The organism is Halomonas sp. ATBC28 (assembly GCF_005937175.1).
Classification (GTDB): Bacteria; Pseudomonadota; Gammaproteobacteria; order Pseudomonadales; family Halomonadaceae; genus Vreelandella; species Vreelandella titanicae.
Genome location: NZ_VCQL01000009.1, coordinates 98,493 through 116,606 on the forward strand (window position 1 = coordinate 98,493; position 18,114 = coordinate 116,606).

Sequence of the window (18,114 nt, forward strand, 5' to 3'; positions counted from 1 at the left end):
CAACGCCGTTCCTTTCATCTTCGAGCGCGTGCCTTTACCGGGGTCTGAACGCATCACACGGCGTCACTTTCACGCCTCCTGTCTTATTCCCGGCGCCTGGCGCCCAGCTTCCATGAGCAACTTTCTAACACACCGATGAATCTCACTGAACTCAAGCAAAAAACCGTTCCCGAGCTCCTCGATATCGCCCGTGAAATGGGTATTGATAACTTGGCCCGTTCGCGCAAGCAGGACATCATTTTCGCCATCCTCAAGAAACACGCCAAAAGTGGCGAGGATATCTATGGCGACGGTGTGCTGGAAATTCTTCAGGATGGCTTCGGCTTCCTGCGTAGCGCTGACAGCTCCTATCTCGCCGGTCCCGACGATATCTACATATCGCCTTCGCAGATCCGCCGTTTCAATCTGCGCAAGGGTGACTCCATTTCCGGCAAAATCCGTCCGCCGAAGGAGGGTGAACGCTACTTCGCCCTGCTGAAGGTCAGTCAAATCAACTTTGACCGTCCGGAAAATGCCAAGCACAAGATCCTGTTTGAGAACTTAACGCCGCTGTTCCCAGACGATCGCATGCGTATGGAGATCGGTAACGGCTCCACGGAAGACCTTACCGCGCGGATCATCGATCTAACCGCGCCGATCGGTAAAGGCCAACGTGGTTTGCTGGTATCGCCGCCCAAGGCGGGTAAAACGCTGATGTTGCAAAACATCGCGACCTCCATCACGCGCAACAACCCAGAGTGTCATCTGATCGTACTGCTGATCGATGAGCGCCCTGAGGAAGTCACCGAAATGTCGCGCACCGTGCGTGGCGAAGTCGTGGCGTCAACCTTTGATGAGCCGCCAGCGCGTCACGTGCAAGTCGCTGAAATGGTTATCGAGAAAGCCAAGCGTTTGGTTGAGCACAAGAAAGACGTGGTCATTCTGCTCGACTCGATTACTCGCTTGGCGCGTGCTTACAACACCGTGGTGCCCAGCTCTGGCAAAGTGCTCACCGGTGGTGTCGATGCCCACGCCCTTGAGAAGCCAAAACGCTTCTTTGGTGCGGCGCGTAATATCGAAGAGGGTGGCAGCCTGACGATTATCGCCACGGCGCTGGTCGATACTGGCTCCAAAATGGACGAAGTCATCTTCGAAGAGTTCAAGGGTACCGGTAACATGGAAGCCCACCTGGATCGCAAGCTGGCTGAGCGTCGTGTATTCCCGGCGATCAATATCCGTCGGAGTGGCACCCGTCGTGAAGACCTGCTGGCTTCTGAGGATGAAATGCAGCGCATGTGGATTTTGCGCAAGCTGCTCAATCCGATGGAAGACACCGCCGCCACTGAATTCCTGATTGACCGTCTGAAAGATACCAAGACCAATCTTGAGTTCTTTGAAGCGATGAAGCGCCGCTAGCTTGTGGTGTAAAAAAGAGCGCCGCTAACGCGGCGCATTCGCCAGCCAGGGAGCGTGCCTTGAAGTACAAAGACTTGCGTGAGTTCATCGCGGCGCTTGAAGCCCAGGGTGAACTCAAGCGTATTCATGTCGAAGTCGATCCTTACCTGGAAATCACCGAAATTTGCGACCGCACGCTGCGTGCCGGTGGCCCGGCGTTGCTGTTTGAAAACGTCAAAGGCCACGACATGCCGCTGTTGGGCAACCTGTTTGGCACCCCTAAACGGGTTGCGCTAGGCATGGGCCAAGAATCGGTAGAAGCGCTCAGAGAAGTGGGTAAGCTGTTGGCGTTTCTCAAAGAGCCTGATCCGCCGAAAGGCTTGAAAGACGCCTGGGACAAGCTGCCGATCTTCAAGCAAGTACTCAGCATGGGGCCGAAAAACGTCAAGCATGCGCCGGTACAGGAAGTGGTCTATGAAGACGACGAAGTCGATCTCGGCCTGCTGCCGATTCAGCACTGCTGGCCTGGCGATGCGGGGCCACTGGTCACCTGGCCACTGGTGATTACTAAAGGGCCGCACAAGAAGCGCCAGAACCTAGGGATTTACCGTCAGCAGAAGATTGGCAAGAACCGCCTGATCATGCGCTGGCTCTCCCATCGTGGCGGCGCGCTGGATTTTCTGGAGTTCCAGAAAGCCCACCCAGGCGAGCCTTTCCCGGTTGCGGTGGCGCTTGGCGCTGACCCGGCGACGATTTTGGGCGCCGTCACCCCCGTGCCGGATTCGCTTTCAGAATACGCCTTTGCGGGCCTACTGCGCGGTTCGCGTACCGAGCTGGTGAAGTGCGGTCATGCGGATCTTGATGTGCCCGCGTCCAGCGAGATTATCCTCGAAGGCTTTATCTATCCCGATGATATGGCGGCGGAAGGCCCCTTTGGTGACCACACCGGTTACTACAATGAGGTCGACCACTTCCCGGTGTTTACCATCACGCGGATGACCATGCGCCGTGATGCGATCTATCACTCGACCTATACGGGACGTCCGCCGGATGAGCCGGCGATTCTCGGTGTGGCGCTGAATGAAGTCTTTGTGCCCATTCTGTGTAAGCAGTTTCCCGAAATCGTCGACTTCTACCTGCCACCGGAAGGCTGCTCTTACCGTATGGCAGTGGTCACCATGAAGAAGCAGTACCCCGGCCACGCCAAGCGCGTGATGATGGGGGTATGGAGCTTTCTGCGTCAGTTTATGTACACCAAGTTTGTGATTGTGCTGGATGACGACGTGGACGCACGCAATTGGGAAGATGTTATCTGGGCGATCACCACCCGGATGGATCCCGCGCGGGATACTGTAATGGTCGAAAATACCCCCATTGATTATCTCGATTTCGCTTCGCCGGTCTCAGGTCTTGGCTCGAAAATGGGGCTTGATGCCACCAATAAGTGGCCAGGAGAAACTGACCGTGAATGGGGCACCCCGATTGTGATGGACGATGCCGTTAAAGCGCGCGTGGATGAACGCTGGGAAGCGCTGGGGATTGGTCTTGAATTGCCGCCCTCTCGCCGCTGAATGCGATGTATCGCTGACCAAATTTGTAAAAAGAGGCTTTCATGAGTGCAAGGACGTTGACTTGCCAAGTCACCGAGGTTGAGAACTTAAGCCCCGATGTGTTTGGCGTGACGCTAACTGGGCGCGCCGAAGCCATGCAGCATGCGCCGGGGCAATATTTAGAGCTTAAGCTGGATGACACCACCTGGGTGCCGTTTTCGATCGCCAGTGCCGATCGCAGCGATGGTGTTATCGAGCTGCATATTCAACACTGGCCGGAGCGGGATAACTCAGCGCGGCTGCGGGAACTGCTGCAGGTAGCCAATCAGCTCACGCTGCGTTTGCCCGGCGGTGAGTGCGTGCTTGATCGTGAGAGCGAAAGACCGCTGCTGCTGATTGCAGCAGGAACCGGTTTCTCCCAGATGAAAGCCATTGTCGAAGCGGTACTGCATGAACAGCCCGAACGAGAAATTTCGCTGTGGTGGGCCGCCCGCGAACACCGCGACCTCTATTTAGAGCAACTGGCCAGCCATTGGGCGCAAACCCACGCCAATGTCTGCTTTCATGCGGTAACCGAATCGCCCTTGGAAGAGCCGTTAGCAGCGGGCGAGCGGATTGCCCATCACCTGGGTCGTATTGATCAGGTGTTGAAAACCGCAGATATCACGCCAGAAACCCACGATGTTTATATCTCGGGTTCGCCCAATATGGTGTATGCCTGCCTGGATGTGCTCGACACAAAAGGCATAAAGCTTGAGCGGGTGTTTTCGGATGTGTTTGCCTACGCCCCTCGTTCTACTTAATATGATCACAGCGTTGTAACGTTCCCCCTGATATAGCGTTGGTAAAAAAGGAGGCTAACATGGCCCATCACGACGAAAACTTTAAAGACGATTCTGGTTTCCTGTCCATCTTTCTAGGCTTAGTGGTGCTGGTAAGTATGAGCGCGCTGCCCGCTACTATTGGTTGGGTACAAGCTTTTGGTGGTTGAGTGTTGCCATTTGCAGCGCTTGCAGGCAGGATAAAACGACAACGCCATGGCGGCAGCCCTGTCAAACGATTTACAGGGGCTAGTTATTGCCAGCGTAACTAACAGAATCTAGCGGAATATGGGCATGCAACGACTAACCACACCACATACAGTGAACCCACAACCAGAATTGGTTGGTGGTTTTGTGTTTTATGGGTATTGGTTTAGCTACGGTGTGCCCCTGGCCGACGCCTAACGTCGCGCCACCAGGCACACCACTCGGTTGCCTGCCGCAAGCACAGAAGCCCCGGTCGGTAACCCCGCCGGGGCTTCTGGCGTTTTGGGGCCTAGTGAGTTTCGGCAATAGTTATTCACCATTATTTCATCAAGGAGCAGCATCATGATTTATCGCGCACTGACTAACGCTTTCGCTACCAGCTTTGTGGGTTATGGCTATAGCTGGCGATTTAGCGACGCGCGGTCGGTGCTAGCTGCCACCTCCGACCGTGTTCACTTGGGTGGTCACACAACCATACGATGTCACACGATTGCGGAGAATTAATCATGAATGCGCCTGTCAGCCCTGTTATTAATAAAACCGTTGTATCCACTGCCCATGCTACTTCCCGGCTAACGCCTTCAGCGCCTGAGCCCAGTGCAAAGCGGCTGCCTACCCCCGCCGAACTCAGACAACGTATCTCGTTAAGCGCCCCGCTAAGTGAGCAAATTGCCCGCCAGCGACACGCCGTACAGCAAATTTTGAGTGGTCACGATGACCGCCTGCTCGTTGTCGTTGGCCCTTGCTCCGTTCACGATCCAGATGCAGCGCTGGAATACGCCGACCGCCTGGCTGCATTAAGCGAAGAGATCAGCGAACGTATTTTGCCGGTCATGCGCGTCTACGTTGAAAAGCCGCGCACCACAGTGGGCTGGAAAGGGCTGGCCTACGACCCAGGTTTGGATGGCAGTGGTGATATGCCACGTGGTTTGGCGCTCTCTCGTGAACTGATGCATGCCGTAGCCACTCGCGGCTTGCCGGTGGCTACCGAGCTTTTACAACCGATGCTGGCGCCCTACGTAGACGATTTACTAAGTTGGGTAGCGATTGGCGCACGCACCACCGAATCGCAACTGCACCGTGAGCTGGCCAGTGATTTGTCAGCGGCGGTGGGGTTCAAAAATGCCACCAGTGGTGATGTACAAGTGGCTATCGATGCCATGAGTGCGGCGGCCCACCCGCACCAGCGTTTCGCGGTAGACCCGCAAGGCTACCCGATCGTCCAGCAAACTGCAGGCAACCCGCACACCCACGTGGTGCTGCGTGGCGGGCACGGCGAGCCGAACTATCAGGCGCAACATGTACGCGCGGCAACCACCGCGCTGCGTAATGCCGGGCAAAACCCACGGCTAATGGTGGATTGCAGCCATGCCAATGCGCGTAAAGACCATCGCCGCCAGAGTGAAGTGATGCTGGATGTATTGGCGCAGCGTCAGGCAGGCGAAGCCAACCTGGTCGCGCTGATGCTGGAAAGTCACCTGTTCGAAGGCAAGCAGCCGCTCAAGCCTGGCGCCATGCGCTACGGCGTATCGGTCACCGACGCCTGCGTGGGCTGGGAAACGACCGAACACTTACTTAAAACGGCTGCAGAGCGTTTGGCGTAATTGCATTTGTAAAACGCTATTACTTGTTTGCCCTGGCCAGCCCCGTATCATAGGACATTTGCAGCGATAATGAGGCTGGCCATGGTATTTACCCTAGAACATCACGACCCCGAGACCTACCGCCGCAAAGCCCGCATGATCAGCTTTGCCATGGCGGGGCAACTGATTATTTTTGGCCTCCTGTTCTCAATGCTCCTTACCTCCACCTTTGGCAGCAGCCTATGGCTCAATGCCCTAGGCGTGCTACTTGGGCTATTGGCCACCAGCGCGCTATTTGCCGTGTTGCGTGAGCGCCCATGGATGACGGAGGTGCGCTATGTCTGGCAACTCAAACATCATTTGTCGCAAGTCAGTGGCTATCTTTCGCAACTGCGCAAAGCGGTGGAAGAGAGCAACCGCACGGCGCTGGATCTGCTCACTTTCTATCACCAGGGCATGGCGCAGTTGGCGGAGCTCAATGGGCGCACCACCGATGACGACGCCGAACGGCTAGCGGAAAAAATGCAGGTTAAAATCAAGCGCGAAGAGCTGGGGTTGCCCCCGCAGGTGGAAAGTATCGATACGCACGATCTGCAGGCGTTCAAACGCGGGTAAGAAGTTCAGCAAGCAATAGAATTAGTTATATAGGGAGCATGACATATGAATACGTTAAAAGCATGGGGTGGGGCCATCGCCGCAGTCGGTATGATGGTGGTACTCGGGGGGTGTGCAGCCACGCCCTCCACAGAAACTAAAGCCGCTAACCAAGCAACGCTGGATAACCGGGCACCCTTTCTGCCCTCGGCGCTTTTTCCCGGCTCTGCCCAGCGTTTTGATGCGTGGCACTGCGAACCCGCTCAGCAGCACTTAGTGGCTGCCACCAACGCCAACGATTTGCGCCTATGGTCGCTGCACGGCGCATGGCGGTTGCCCCAAGCCGTCGTGGCCAGCGGCGCCCGTTACCAAGATGGTGAGATCAGCTTCTGGAACCGGGGTGACGAGGCGCTAGTGGAAACGCCACGAGGGCAGCTGCAGTGCTCGTTGGCCGAGCAGCGTGACGCCTTAACCCGAGCTGAAAAGCCCGGCGTGATGTTCTTTGGTCAGGGTAACGAACCGGGCTGGACGGTTGCGTTAGCAAATGACACGCCGACACTGACGATGGAAACGAACTACGGGGAAGAGCGTCTCCAGCTACCTTATATGGTTAGTGTGATGGACAATGAAGCTGGTCGAGTCGTGATTGAAAACGCTGACGTGGAGCCCTTTTTCCGCGTGCGTATCGATGCTGGGGCCTGTTTCGATAATATGAGCGGCAAGCCTTTTCCCGCGCGCGTTACGCTGACCTATGGTGGGGAGCAGTATAGCGGCTGTGGCCAAGGTATTGCTCCCTAGACGTCCTTGATGAAGCGCTAGCTCAGCAGCGATAAACCACACGCTCGGCCCGCCACTCATGCGCCTCGAAATCGCTGGCGCACAGGGCCGAGGTGTTACCTGCGGCACGAGCGGCGAGGCGCGATAGCGTTTGCATCTGAATACCGCGGGTACTCTCCAACTGTTCGCTTACCGCAAGCGGTACCCAGTGTTCTTCCTCTAACGTTGCCAGGGTAAAGCTAAACGGATGGAAGCCTGGGAAGCCGAGCCGAATATCGGTGGCGATCAGCGTCTCTTTTCCTTCTAGCAGCCGCGTTTCATAGCGTAAAAAAGAACCCGCAAACCACATTAAACGCTCTCCCTGTTGGCTGGCCAGGGCGAACGTCTCTAGCCCAGCGTTACGAATTAATGGTTCGAAACGCGGTTGACGGTCGCCGTCAAACACACTAATCAGGCTTTCATGGTAGCGATCCCCGTCGATCACCGTGGCGCGCCATAGCACAATGTTAAACGGCGTTGGCTGTATCAGTAGCGGAGCCTCTTCAAGACCCTGTTCTGCCAGGGCAGGGGCAAGACGTTGCTCTACCACTAATTTCGCCCCTGCTGCCATCATTAGGTAAACACTTGTGATGACCAGTCCCCATGTGCAGGCTTTACGTACCCGCTGAGAGACCAAGGCAACGCCCAAGGTAAATAGCAGCGGCAGTGTATAGAGCGGATCGATAATAAAAATAATCGGCCACGCGGTGGGAGCGAGATCAAGAGGCCAAAGCAACTGGGTGCCGTAAGTAGTTAGTGCATCAAGCAAAGGATGGGTAATCAGAATAAGAGCAAAAAAGCACCACCAGCGGGGTAGGCTAATATCTTTTGCAGGAGCAAATCGTGTGCATAGCAGCGCCAACAGGGTGGCTAACCCTGTTAGTACAAAAAGCGAATGGCTAAAACCGCGATGCTCGGTGACATTGGCGACGGCGTCGCCATAATCCAGCGCTACATCAAAATCGGGCAGGGTGCCGAGTACGGCACCGATAAGGATGGCCTTGCGGCCAAGGCGGCGGCCCAGTACGGCCCCGCCAATGGCTGCGCCAAGCGCGGCTTGAGTGACTGAATCCACAGGTTTCTCCGACGGGTAAACCCAGCTAAGATAAACGTTATAATTTAATTATACAGCGTTGCAGCGATTTATTTCTGTTGTCACGTTTTTGTAAAGTATGACCAAGGCCGTTTTTAACAGGAGTCGATATGCAATATCTACATACCATGGTGCGTGTCAGTGACCTGAATGCTTCGCTGCATTTTTACTGCGATCTGCTGGGTCTTAAAGAAGTTCGCCGAAAAGAGAACGAGAAAGGACGCTTCACGCTAGTGTTTCTGGCCGCACCAGAAGATGAGCCACGCTCAGAGCGGCTGACGGCTCCGGAGCTTGAGCTGACGTATAACTGGGATCCCGAAGAGTACACCGGTGGGCGTAATTTCGGCCACCTAGCCTATCGGGTGGATGACATTTATGCGCTCTGCCAACACCTTCAGGACAACGGCGTGACGATTAACCGCCCACCTCGTGATGGCCATATGGCGTTTGTTAAATCACCGGACGGAATCTCTGTGGAGCTGCTGCAAAAAGGCGATGCCCTGGCACCACAAGAGCCATGGGCTTCTATGGAAAACGCCGGTAGCTGGTAACAATGACAAAAGGAACGATCACCATGAAAGGTTGGCGCTTATTACCACTGTTGGCTTCCGCTGCGCTACTGTTAAGTGCTTGTAGCAGTTCGCCGGGGCCAAGTTCTACACCACAACGGGGCGCCAACGATGCCTCGCTTGAGGGCGCTATTGTTGAGCAGCGTTGGAACCTACTGTTGGTGGGGACTGATGAGCGGCTCTCTATGCCGGAAACGCCATTTTTCGAGATTTCAAAAGAGGGCAAAGTTAGCGGTTACGACGGCTGTAATCGCTTTACTGGCGAAGCAACACTCGGTGAGAACCAGCGCATTGAGTTTAGCCCGTTAGCCACCACCCGCATGGCGTGCCCGCAAATGGGCGATGCCAAGCGGGTCACGGATATGCTGGAGACCGCCTATCGGTATTTGATTGACCATGATCGATTGGTCTTCTTTGGCCCGGATAGCCGGGTGCTAGGCGGCTGGCGCGAAGGCAACTGATTCAGCCAGTTAGCCTTTAAAAGGCGGATTGAAGCGGGCGATAAAGCGCGCATCAATCCGCTTTTTCCATTGCCATACCCACTTGCCGGAAACTCCAAAGCCACCGCGGCTGGCAATCGCGCGGCCGTCGCCAGTGCCAATGAGTGCCAACACCCGTTTGGGTGGCTGCCAGGGGAGCAACGGTTCGCCGTAGCAGGCACGGCGAAGGTTATCCGCTAAGTGTGGCCCCATGCGCACCGCATAAACCCCTGCGTTAGGCAGCGCTGGGGTAAACGCTGCACAGTCGCCAGCGGCAAACATATTCGGCTGGTCGCTAACCTTCAGTGAATGGTCAACGCGGATAAAGCCGTGTTGATCCAACGGCAGATCAGTCCCCGCCAGCCAAGGGTGGCCGACAGCCCCCGTTGCCCACAGGACGATGTCCGCATCGATGCGTTTACCGTTCTGGGTGGTTACTCCGCCTTCAATCAGCATTTCGCCGCGTTGTTCAACGTGAACGGTAATCCCTGCCTGTGACAGCGCGCGTCGCATTAGCCAGCGTGGCACGCGCCCGGCATCGGGCAAGAGTGCGTTAGAGGCGCTGAGCAAATGCCCCTGCCAATCAATATCCGGACGCTGTTTGCGCAACTGGGCCAGCACGCTCATTAGTGTTTCACAGCCCGCAGCGCCACCGCCAACGCCCACCACCCGTTGGGCACCGCCGCTGGGTAAGTGGCTAATGTCATTTTCCAGTGCCTGCCAGCGCTGGTGCAGACTACTCAATGGGCGCATGGCGAGTAGCTTGGGGAGGTTCTCCCCATGCTGCTGAGGAGACGTCAGGGTCGAACCGATGTTGACGGAGGCCACGTCAAAGTTAACGCGCTCGCCATTTGCCAGCACTACGTAACGCTCCTGGGTGTTGATCGTGTTCGCTGGGGAAAGAATTAGCCGAGCATTGGCTCTTTGGCACAATGCTTCCACGTCGATCTGTGTCTTGCGCAGCGTACACTCCCCCGCTAGCCATGCGGGTACGCTGCCGGAGTAAGCTGCTAAAGGACTATCACTCACCACGGTAATCGCGATGCTTGGTTCAGGCTGTTTGGCAAAGGCTTCGAGTACAAAGGCGTGGGCATGGCCCGCACCCATGAGTAATAATTGCTGCATGGACATCGCCTATAGAAGAAGCAAGGTGCTGTTGGGGATTAACAGACAAAGACTTGGTTTTTACCCGCCAATTTAGCCAGATACATGCCTTGATCCGCCCGCTCAAATAGCTGGCGAGGCCGGTCGCCGGGCTGGGCGAGGGTCAGGCCGATACTGATTGTTAATTGGCCAGCGATGTCGAAGATGTGTTGCTCCACGTTGCGGCAGAGCCGGTTAGCCAGCTTTAGACTAGCGTCTTGGTCAAGCCCCTTGGATATAATGACGAACTCTTCACCTCCCCAACGCCCAAAGTGATCCTCATGTCTCAACGTTTCCTGCACTAACTGAGCCATATTACGCAAGATATCATCGCCGGTTGCATGCCCATAGGTATCGTTAATATTTTTAAAATCATCAATATCAAACATCAACATGGCAAAACTGACTGACGAATTGATCAAATCCTCAATCACCAGCTCTGTATAGTAGCGGTTCCAGCATTTTGTTAAGGGGTCGGTGTGGGCCAAGCCCTCAAGGCGTTGATTGGTTTTGGTTAACTGGCGGTTGAGATGAACGACCTCCTGGGCCGTTATGGCCACGGCTAAATCGTCGGCCAGCTCAATCATCATGGAGGCTTCCTGCGGCATCCAATAACTCAAGACGTCTTGAAGCATCGTATCAGCAACCAGAGCGGGGAGTAGCGGCTGTTGGCGAAATAGTAGTAACCAACCCAAGGAAGCATTGGCGACGCTTAGCGGGGCCGCTAAACCTCCTTGGCAGCTGCCATTCAGCTCGGTGATTTCGTCATGGGGATTGTGTTGATTCAACTGCTGTAAATGATGAAATAACTGGTGCTTCGAGGGACACTCGGCAAAGCAGTGAAGATCGCCCTGATAAGCCAGCGCAATGCCTTCGGCCTGAAAAATATCGCACCAGCTAGCGCCATGATGCTGCAAAATATCATCAATGGAAGTCAGTTTTTTAATATCTCTGGACAGCAATCTGCGGCGAGACTTTAAACCTGATTGGCGAGTGACCATACGCTCTGCTTTTAACAAGCGTAAGCGTTGGGATGCAAGATCGACGAGTAGCTGGATCCACTTGCCAGGCCCAGCGTGAACCGCAGGTGGATGCCCAATATACCCCCACACTTCATGCTCGCCCTTTAGTTCATACAGTTGCAGCTCTGAGGCGGCTAGATCGTCGTAACAATGAATAGCGAGCAGCGCGTGGTGAGAGGCGAGGGTACTTTCCAACGGATAGTAGTACGCCAAACGAAGGTTTCCTGTGCTTAAGCGGCGATAAAGTGCCACTGGTTGACCCTGGGTAAGCGCATGCAGCGTTTTGGTCAGCAGTTCAAAAAGCTCGAGAGGGGTTGCCGAGCGGCATAGTAGCGCCAGCTTATGACACAGGTCGTCGAGATTTTGCACCGATGGAGATAGTGTGCCACTCATTCTGAATGACTCCTCAAGCGCCGCATTTCAGCGCTTAGCATAGCAACTCGCCTAATACTGCTAAGCGAAAACTCGAAATTGAATTAATGATTCAATCAAAAGGTGAACCGTTATTCAACTGTTATTGAACAATCGCTTCACATTGGCGGCATGAATGAAAAAATCATGTTCGCCGAGCGTCTAAAAGCGGCACTGGAAGCAGCGGGTTACGAAGCGCGGCCGTCAGTGCTTGAGCGGGAATTTAATCTGCGCTATTGGGGAAAGCCGATCACGTTTCAGGCCGTTAGGCGCTGGCTGCGTGGTGATTCGATCCCCAGTCAGGATAAGCTCCAGGTTTTGGCTCGCTGGCTGTTAGTAGACCCGCACCACTTGCGCTACGGCGTTAGCACCGCTTATACGGTCAGCGAACCTTCCGCAAGTTGGGACGTTTCATCCACCAGTGAAGAGCGCCAATTGCTGGCACTCTACCGGGAGCTTCCCGCTGCCCAGCGTAAAGTAGTGCGCGAAATTATTGAAACATTCGCTAAAGTGCACCCGCCTGCTAACGGGCGTAACGATTAGGTCGACTTATTTTTTCTAATTATCTTTCAATTCGATGTGCTAGGTGTCAATTTTCTTAGCTGAACTGTCACCGCGTCGCCAATTGAAGTAGTGCTTCAATAGTGCCAGCACTCGTTCGGGCTTGTGGGCGTTTTTCCACACCCCGGCAGTGGCCTTTGCCGCCTCGCCCAGCGTGGGGTAGGGGTGGATGGTACCCAGTAGTTTGTTGAGGCCCAGACCGTGCTTCATGGCGAGGGTAAATTCACCCAGCCATTCACCGGCGTTTTCCGCCACGATGGTTGCACCGAGAATCTTGTCTCTGCCAGGCACGGTAAGCACTTTGATAAAGCCTTGAGTGGCACCTTCGGCGATGGCGCGGTCGCTTTCGCCCATGGCGTAGCGGGTAACTTCAAAGGCAATGCTCTGTGCGTTAGCCTCTTTTTCGTTTAATCCCACCCTTGCCACTTCCGGCTGTACATAGGTGACGGCGGGCATATAGCGGTAATCCACCGCAAAGCTTTTCAGCTCGCCGAACAGCGCATTGACGGCCGCATGCCACGCCTGGTGAGCAGCAGCGTGGGTAAGCTGATAAGGCCCTGCCAAATCACCGCAGGCCCAGATATTGGGTAGGCGGGTTTGCAGACGCTCGTTAAGTTCAAGGGGGCCCGCTTGGGTGGTCGTGATGCCTAGCGCTTCGAGCCCTAAGCCTTCCACATTGGCCTGGCGACCGGCACTCACCAGCAGGTAGTCCAACGGTAGTATTTTGCGGTCGCCGTCATGCTCCACCACTAGCTGATAGCCTGTCTCTCCGTTGAGAACTTCCAACGCCCTGGCATCGGTCATCACCGACACGCCTTCGCCCGCCAGGGTGCTTTCGATTAGCTCACCGACCTCTGGATCTTCACGGCCCAGCAGTTGGGAAACGCCTTCCACCAGGGTGACCTGGCTACCCAGGCGAGCGAAGCTCTGACTTAGCTCACAACCAATGGCACCGCCGCCCAGCACCACTAAACGCTTGGGCAATTCAGTAAGCGACCAGAGGTTCTCGGAAGTTAAAACGGGGGCGCTCTTAATACCCGGTAGCGACGGCACCCGGGGACGTGCGCCGGTGGCCAGCACGATATGCCGGGCGGTGAGGATTTTATCGCCGACCTGTATTTCCCAGGGCGAGATCAGCCTGGCGTGCTCTTGGTACACCTCAACGCCCAAGCCGTTATAGCGCTCTATACTGTCGTGGGGTTCGATATCGCTAATCGACTGATGCACATGGCCCATCACCTTGGCAAAGTCGACCTGCGGCTCGCTGGCAGTCACTCCGAACCGGTGTGCGGTGCGAACCTCATGGGCGGCGCGGGCGGCACGAATTAACGCTTTAGACGGAACGCAGCCGGTATTCAGGCAATCGCCGCCCATCTTGTGTTTTTCCACCAACGCCACTTTGGCGTTCACGGCGCTGGCGATATAGCTGGTAACCAGCCCGGCTGAGCCGCCGCCGATCACCACAATGTCGTAGTCAAAGCCCGCTGGCCGGGTAAAACCTTTATAAGCTTTGCGCTTCTGAACCAGCTGTACAATGCGTCGAGCTATCCAGGGGAAGATGGCCAGCAGTAAAAACGAGGCGATAAGCGTCGGTGAAAGAATACCCCCAAGGCTCTCTAGCTCGCCCAACTGCCCACCCGCATTCACATAGATGGCGGTGCCGGGCAGCATCGCGAGCTGGCTTACCCAATAAAAAGTGACGGTTTTTATGCGCGTTAGACCCATGACCAGGTTGATCATAAAGAACGGAAATACCGGCACTAAACGCAGGGTAAATAGATAAAGAGCGCCATCGCGCTCCACGCCGCGATTCACCGAGGCAAACTGGCGTGGAAAGCGCTTTTCGATAGGGCCACGGAAAAGAAACCGTGAAAGTAGAAAGGCCAGCGTGGCCCCCATGGTGCTAGCGAAGGAGACAATCAGTAGCCCCCAGCCGAGCCCAAATAGCGCACCGCCAAGTAAGGTCATCAGCGTGGCGCCCGGCAGTGAGAGCGCCGTTATCACCACATAAACAGCAAAAAAGATCCCCGCTACCTGCCAAGGATTTTGAGTAAATGCCGTTTGGAAGTCGCTTTGGTATGCTTTGATGGTTTCCAGGGTGAACCATTGATGGGCACCGCTAATGAAAAACACGCCAATGGCTGTGATCAGTAGCGCTGCAATAATCAAACGTTGTCGGGTCACAATAAAAACTCCAGCGCTAATAAGGGAAGTATCGGTTGTCACTGAGTGAGGAGAGTGCCCGTTTCCTTACACTGAAACGGCTAATTAGAGATTCTCTAGCTCCTTCCAGCGCTGCCAGTCTTCAGGGCGATCCACGTCCCAAATAGTCGCGGGGTAGGCGACCTGGAGGCCTAATGCTTCAATACGCTGCTGCGTGGTGGTCAGCACGCTTTGGGTACCCCAGGGGATATCTTCAAACAACGCAGGGTAGTCTTGCCGGGTACCCACAAAGCCGTAGCCGCCATCTTCGGCGGGCAACATCACCACCTCAAAGCTGGCTAGCTGCTGTGCGCAGGTGGTGATTAGCGCGCTGGTGATGCTTGGGCAATCACTGCCCATTAGCATAGCGGGCCCTGGAGTACTGTTCAGGGCATGGCGAACCCTTGCGCCTAAGTCACCCTCTGGCTGGGCGCTTAGCGTCACACCAAATGCCTCGCGAAGCTCGATAAACAGCGGGTGGGCGTGATCAAGCGCTGTCCATAGTGTGACATTGGCGGCAGGCAGCGCTTTGCAGGCATTTGCGACGCAGTGGCGTACCAGCTCCGCGTGGGCGTTGGCCGCACCTTCCAAACCGAGTAGGGGCGACAGGCGCGTTTTAGCTTGCCCCGCCAGCGGCGCTTTGGCTAGCAGGTGCAGGTGGGGCGTTTCAGCGGGCATCGCGATACTCCTTGGCGAGTTGGGTTGCGCTAACGCCGCGCCAGTAGCGGTAGCGCAGCCGCCACATCAGGCGGATCGTTTTCCAAGCGCCGACCTCATCCCAGCGCCTGCCCGAGCTTACCACTTTCGCCTGCAAACAGGCGGGCCGAGACACCCGTTTGAGTCGTTTAGACAGTTCAATGTCTTCCATCAGTGGCTGTTCGGGAAAACCACCGGCTGCTTTGAAAGTGCTCGCACGCATAAACATGCCCTGGTCGCCGGTGGCGATGCCGGTGAGCCGTGAGCGTTGGTTCATCATCCAGCTCACCACGGGCAGCCAGCCGCTGCGGCCTGCAAGCTCAATATCAAAGCGCCCCCAGGCGTGGCCGTTAAGCGCTTGGGTTATCTGCTCAACGGCGTTCTTGGGCAAGTGAGTATCCGCGTGCAGGAACAGCAGTGCGGGCGCAGTGGCATGCTGAGCGCCCAGGTTCATTTGCAATGCTCGTCCGGCTGGGCTGCTGAGCACTCGATCTGCTAGTGGTTTGGCAATGTGAGCGCTGGCATCACTGCTCCCGCCATCCACGACAATGATCTCAACGGGTATCGCAATGCGCTGGTCGCGCAGCGCTTGTAGCGGTGTCAGTGACGCCTCAATTCCCGTGGCCTCGTTAAGCACCGGTATCACGATGCTCAGCCGAGGTGGTTGGTCAGCCGAGCTCAATAACCGGCCCTCCTGCTGCATTGGCGTCCTCGTGGTCGTGGGTGACCAGGAGCGCAGGTAGGCCTGCTGTGTGCAATTGGCTAAACACCTGTGTGCGCATCTCCTGGCGCAGCGCCGTATCCAGCTTGGAAAACGGCTCGTCCAGCAGCACCGCTCGCGGCTTGGAGAGCAGCAGGCGCATCAACGCCACGCGTGATTGCTGGCCGCCGGAAAGGGTGGCGGGGTCGCGGGACTCAAAGCCTGCTAGCCCAACCTGTTCAAGTGCCTGAGTAACCTGCTGGCGCTTGTCTTTTAGATGGCGAGGCAGTCCGAAGCGCAAGTTGCCGCCCACGCTTAAGTGCGGAAATAGCAGCGGATCCTGAAACAGAAGCCCGATGTTGCGCTGTTCGGCGGGAAGGCTGAGCAAATTGCGCTCGCCCAGCCATACGCCGCCGCTGGCGGTGAATTCGCGATCAAGGAAGCCTGCAATATACGCCAATAAAGTGGATTTTCCCGACCCCGAAGGCCCCATTACCGTGAGTACTTCACCGGAGCTAATCGTGGCATCCACTGCCAGTAACTCACGGCCTGCCAGGGCGATGCTAACTTGCTCAAGGCGTAGCGGCGCGCAAAAAGAAGCTGTCACATTGTCCCTCTTAAGTAGCTAAATCACGGCGGTGGGTACCCAATAAACGGGGCAGCCCTAGCGCAAGCATAAAGCCAATCAACGGTAACCCAGCCTGCACTAATGCCCAGACGCCGATTAAACGTCGATTACTGCCAGAGGCAAGCGCGACTGCCTCGGTCGTCACGGTGGTCACGCGGCCCGCACCGAGTAACTGGGTGGGTAAGTATTGGCCAATACTCACTGCCAAGCCTACGGCAAACGCTGTTAACAGCGGCGCGAGCAACAGCGGCAGGCGAACCCGCCAAAAAGCGGCACTGCGTGACACCCCCAGTGAACGCGCTACTTTGAGCCAACGCGGATCCAAGCGGCGATAGGTCTCAGCCAAGGAGAGGTACACATAGGGCAGTACAAACAGCAGGTGACCAGCGATAACCAAGCCAAGTTGAGGGCGAATGCCCAGGCTTTCAGCGGCCACGATTAGCCCAAATAGAAACGCAATTTGCGGCACTAATAGGGGTAAATAGAGTAACCATAACGCGCGCTTGGGTTGAATGTGCTGACGGTGTTCATTTTCCAGCGTTGCTAGCACTAGCGCCGTAGCCAAGGCGGTAGAAACAAGTCCAATCAATGCCGTATTAATGAGCGGTGTAGCCAGCATAGGGCCGCTGCGTTGCCAGTGATCCAGCGTTAGCATCTGTGGCAACACTTCTGGAAAGCGCCAAAAACCGGCCAGTGAAAATAGCCCCAACCCAACCAAGGCTGCCAGCGCTGTGATACTCGAAAACAGTAATGCCGAGCGGCCAACGAGGCGCAGGATGATTTCGCCACGCTGGCGGCTGCCATTGATCAGCCAGTACCGCGTCAGGCTGCGGATCAGCTGTTCTAACAACCACCAACACAGCAGTGCAGCGACAGTGACGCCCAGTTGCAGTACCGCCGCCGCCGAGGCCATAAAACGCTGGCTGATATCCGGGTCGTTGAACCAACCCAAGATAGATACGCTCAGCGTGGGGGGCAGCTTCGGGCCAAGAATCAGTGCCATATCGACGACCGAAGTGGCATAGGCGATCACTGCATAAACCGGCAGGCGAATCAGTGGGTAGAGCGAGGGAAGCACCGTTTTTAACCAGCCGATGGTAGGCGAGTAACCTAGCGATCTTGCCAGCATCAAGCGCTTCTCCGGCGCTAACTGCGGCAGTGCCGCCAGGCTCATCAGCAGCAAAAACGGTACTTCTTTTAGTACCAACCCCGCCATTAGGGAGAATCCCCAGGGATCGTTGATGATCAGCATGTCCAGGGGGCGCTCCCATCCTGTTAGCGACGGCGATATCAGCCGCGCCACCAAACCCGAAGGGGCAATCAAAAAGGCAAACCCAAAGGCGATAGCGGCGTGAGGGATGGCGAGCAGCGGTGATACCAACCGTCGTATGCCGCGATCTAACCAAGTGCCCCGACTGGCGGCCAAAAACAGCACCACAATTACCAGCGCTACGGCTGTGCTGACTAACCCGCTGGCAAAGCTAACCATCACTGAACGTCCTAGCCCCGGCTGGTCGAACAGCATTTGCCAGGGGGCTAAACTAGCGCCATGGCCGCCTAGCGTTGGTAAGTAGCCAAACGCAGGCAGCAGCACCATCATCAGACCCGCCCCAACGGGGAGTACTAGCAGGGCAATGATGAGTGCTGGGGCCAGTCGCAGCATCG

General features: G+C 56.0%; 19 protein-coding genes. 10 read left to right on the plus strand and 9 right to left on the minus strand.

Annotated features, from left to right (window positions below; genetic code table 11):
- Positions 1-135: 135 nt before the first annotated feature.
- The 4 genes from rho to E0L35_RS26865 are packed head-to-tail and all read left to right on the plus strand — an operon-like array spanning position 136 to position 3,915.
- Complete coding sequence (rho, locus tag E0L35_RS12115) at positions 136-1,395, plus strand: transcription termination factor Rho (protein WP_007111700.1); 1,260 nt, start codon at positions 136-138, stop codon at positions 1,393-1,395.
- Between the two features lie 59 nt (positions 1,396-1,454).
- Positions 1,455-2,945, plus strand: a complete 1,491-nt coding sequence (gene ubiD, locus E0L35_RS12120; protein ID WP_009288495.1) for a 4-hydroxy-3-polyprenylbenzoate decarboxylase — start codon at positions 1,455-1,457, stop codon at positions 2,943-2,945.
- 41 nt (positions 2,946-2,986) lie between these two features.
- The gene (locus E0L35_RS12125) at positions 2,987-3,727 is read left to right on the plus strand and encodes an FAD-binding oxidoreductase (RefSeq protein ID WP_138800403.1); all 741 of its coding nucleotides are present in this window, start codon (positions 2,987-2,989) and stop codon (positions 3,725-3,727) included.
- A gap of 59 nt (positions 3,728-3,786) precedes the next feature.
- A complete protein-coding gene (locus tag E0L35_RS26865; protein WP_022520180.1) occupies positions 3,787-3,915 on the plus strand; it encodes a hypothetical protein in 129 nt (42 codons plus the stop codon).
- Positions 3,916-4,146: 231 nt separating this feature from the next.
- On the opposite strand, the gene E0L35_RS26275 is transcribed toward E0L35_RS26865, so the two are convergent.
- Positions 4,147-4,296, minus strand: coding sequence for a hypothetical protein (locus tag E0L35_RS26275; protein ID WP_159175997.1), 150 nt, complete (start codon positions 4,294-4,296; stop codon positions 4,147-4,149).
- A gap of 162 nt (positions 4,297-4,458) precedes the next feature.
- Here E0L35_RS26275 and E0L35_RS12130 point away from each other — a divergent pair, with 162 nt between their 5' ends.
- From E0L35_RS12130 to E0L35_RS12140, 3 genes are all read left to right on the plus strand, one after another.
- Complete coding sequence (locus tag E0L35_RS12130; protein ID WP_138800404.1) at positions 4,459-5,556, plus strand: 3-deoxy-7-phosphoheptulonate synthase; 1,098 nt, start codon at positions 4,459-4,461, stop codon at positions 5,554-5,556.
- Between the two features lie 81 nt (positions 5,557-5,637).
- Positions 5,638-6,150, plus strand: a complete 513-nt coding sequence (locus E0L35_RS12135; protein WP_022520177.1) for a DUF3087 family protein — start codon at positions 5,638-5,640, stop codon at positions 6,148-6,150.
- 45 nt (positions 6,151-6,195) lie between these two features.
- The gene (locus tag E0L35_RS12140; protein WP_009288499.1) at positions 6,196-6,927 is read left to right on the plus strand and encodes an MliC family protein; all 732 of its coding nucleotides are present in this window, start codon (positions 6,196-6,198) and stop codon (positions 6,925-6,927) included.
- 22 nt (positions 6,928-6,949) lie between these two features.
- On the opposite strand, the gene E0L35_RS12145 is transcribed toward E0L35_RS12140, so the two are convergent.
- Complete coding sequence (locus tag E0L35_RS12145) at positions 6,950-8,020, minus strand: metal-dependent hydrolase (protein ID WP_138800405.1); 1,071 nt, start codon at positions 8,018-8,020, stop codon at positions 6,950-6,952.
- Positions 8,021-8,148: 128 nt separating this feature from the next.
- On the opposite strand from E0L35_RS12145, the gene gloA reads away from it, so the two are divergent.
- Both gloA and E0L35_RS12155 read left to right on the plus strand, forming a co-directional pair.
- Complete coding sequence (gene gloA / locus E0L35_RS12150) at positions 8,149-8,589, plus strand: lactoylglutathione lyase (protein WP_138800406.1); 441 nt, start codon at positions 8,149-8,151, stop codon at positions 8,587-8,589.
- Between the two features lie 23 nt (positions 8,590-8,612).
- Positions 8,613-9,068 (plus strand): META domain-containing protein, encoded by a 456-nt coding sequence (locus tag E0L35_RS12155; protein WP_022520173.1) that lies wholly within the window; start codon positions 8,613-8,615, stop codon positions 9,066-9,068.
- A gap of 9 nt (positions 9,069-9,077) precedes the next feature.
- On the opposite strand, the gene E0L35_RS12160 is transcribed toward E0L35_RS12155, so the two are convergent.
- Positions 9,078-10,217 carry an FAD-dependent oxidoreductase gene (locus tag E0L35_RS12160; protein ID WP_138800407.1) on the minus strand — a complete coding sequence of 380 codons (1,140 nt, stop codon included), beginning with the start codon at positions 10,215-10,217 and terminating at the stop codon, positions 9,078-9,080.
- 32 nt (positions 10,218-10,249) lie between these two features.
- Complete coding sequence (locus tag E0L35_RS12165) at positions 10,250-11,644, minus strand: GGDEF domain-containing protein (RefSeq protein ID WP_138800408.1); 1,395 nt, start codon at positions 11,642-11,644, stop codon at positions 10,250-10,252.
- Positions 11,645-11,809: 165 nt separating this feature from the next.
- On the opposite strand from E0L35_RS12165, the gene E0L35_RS12170 reads away from it, so the two are divergent.
- Positions 11,810-12,205: a transcriptional regulator gene (locus E0L35_RS12170; protein WP_278370519.1), complete on the plus strand. Its 396-nt coding sequence runs from the start codon at positions 11,810-11,812 to the stop codon at positions 12,203-12,205.
- 39 nt (positions 12,206-12,244) lie between these two features.
- On the opposite strand, the gene E0L35_RS12175 is transcribed toward E0L35_RS12170, so the two are convergent.
- From E0L35_RS12175 to E0L35_RS12195, 5 genes are all read right to left on the minus strand, one after another.
- The gene (locus E0L35_RS12175; protein ID WP_022520169.1) at positions 12,245-14,407 is read right to left on the minus strand and encodes a bifunctional TVP38/TMEM64 family protein/FAD-dependent oxidoreductase; all 2,163 of its coding nucleotides are present in this window, start codon (positions 14,405-14,407) and stop codon (positions 12,245-12,247) included.
- Positions 14,408-14,491: 84 nt separating this feature from the next.
- Positions 14,492-15,103 (minus strand): TIGR04282 family arsenosugar biosynthesis glycosyltransferase, encoded by a 612-nt coding sequence (locus E0L35_RS12180; RefSeq protein ID WP_022520168.1) that lies wholly within the window; start codon positions 15,101-15,103, stop codon positions 14,492-14,494.
- Positions 15,093-15,824 (minus strand): TIGR04283 family arsenosugar biosynthesis glycosyltransferase, encoded by a 732-nt coding sequence (locus E0L35_RS12185; RefSeq protein ID WP_022520167.1) that lies wholly within the window; start codon positions 15,822-15,824, stop codon positions 15,093-15,095. Before E0L35_RS12185 ends, E0L35_RS12180 begins: the two co-directional genes overlap by 11 nt.
- Positions 15,790-16,428, minus strand: a complete 639-nt coding sequence (locus E0L35_RS12190) for an ATP-binding cassette domain-containing protein (RefSeq protein WP_138800409.1) — start codon at positions 16,426-16,428, stop codon at positions 15,790-15,792. The genes E0L35_RS12185 and E0L35_RS12190 overlap by 35 nt, the downstream gene beginning before the upstream one ends.
- A 10-nt stretch (positions 16,429-16,438) precedes the next feature.
- Entirely contained in the window at positions 16,439-18,112 is a 1,674-nt protein-coding gene (locus E0L35_RS12195) for an ABC transporter permease subunit (RefSeq protein WP_022520165.1), read from the minus strand.
- Positions 18,113-18,114: the final 2 nt, after the last annotated feature.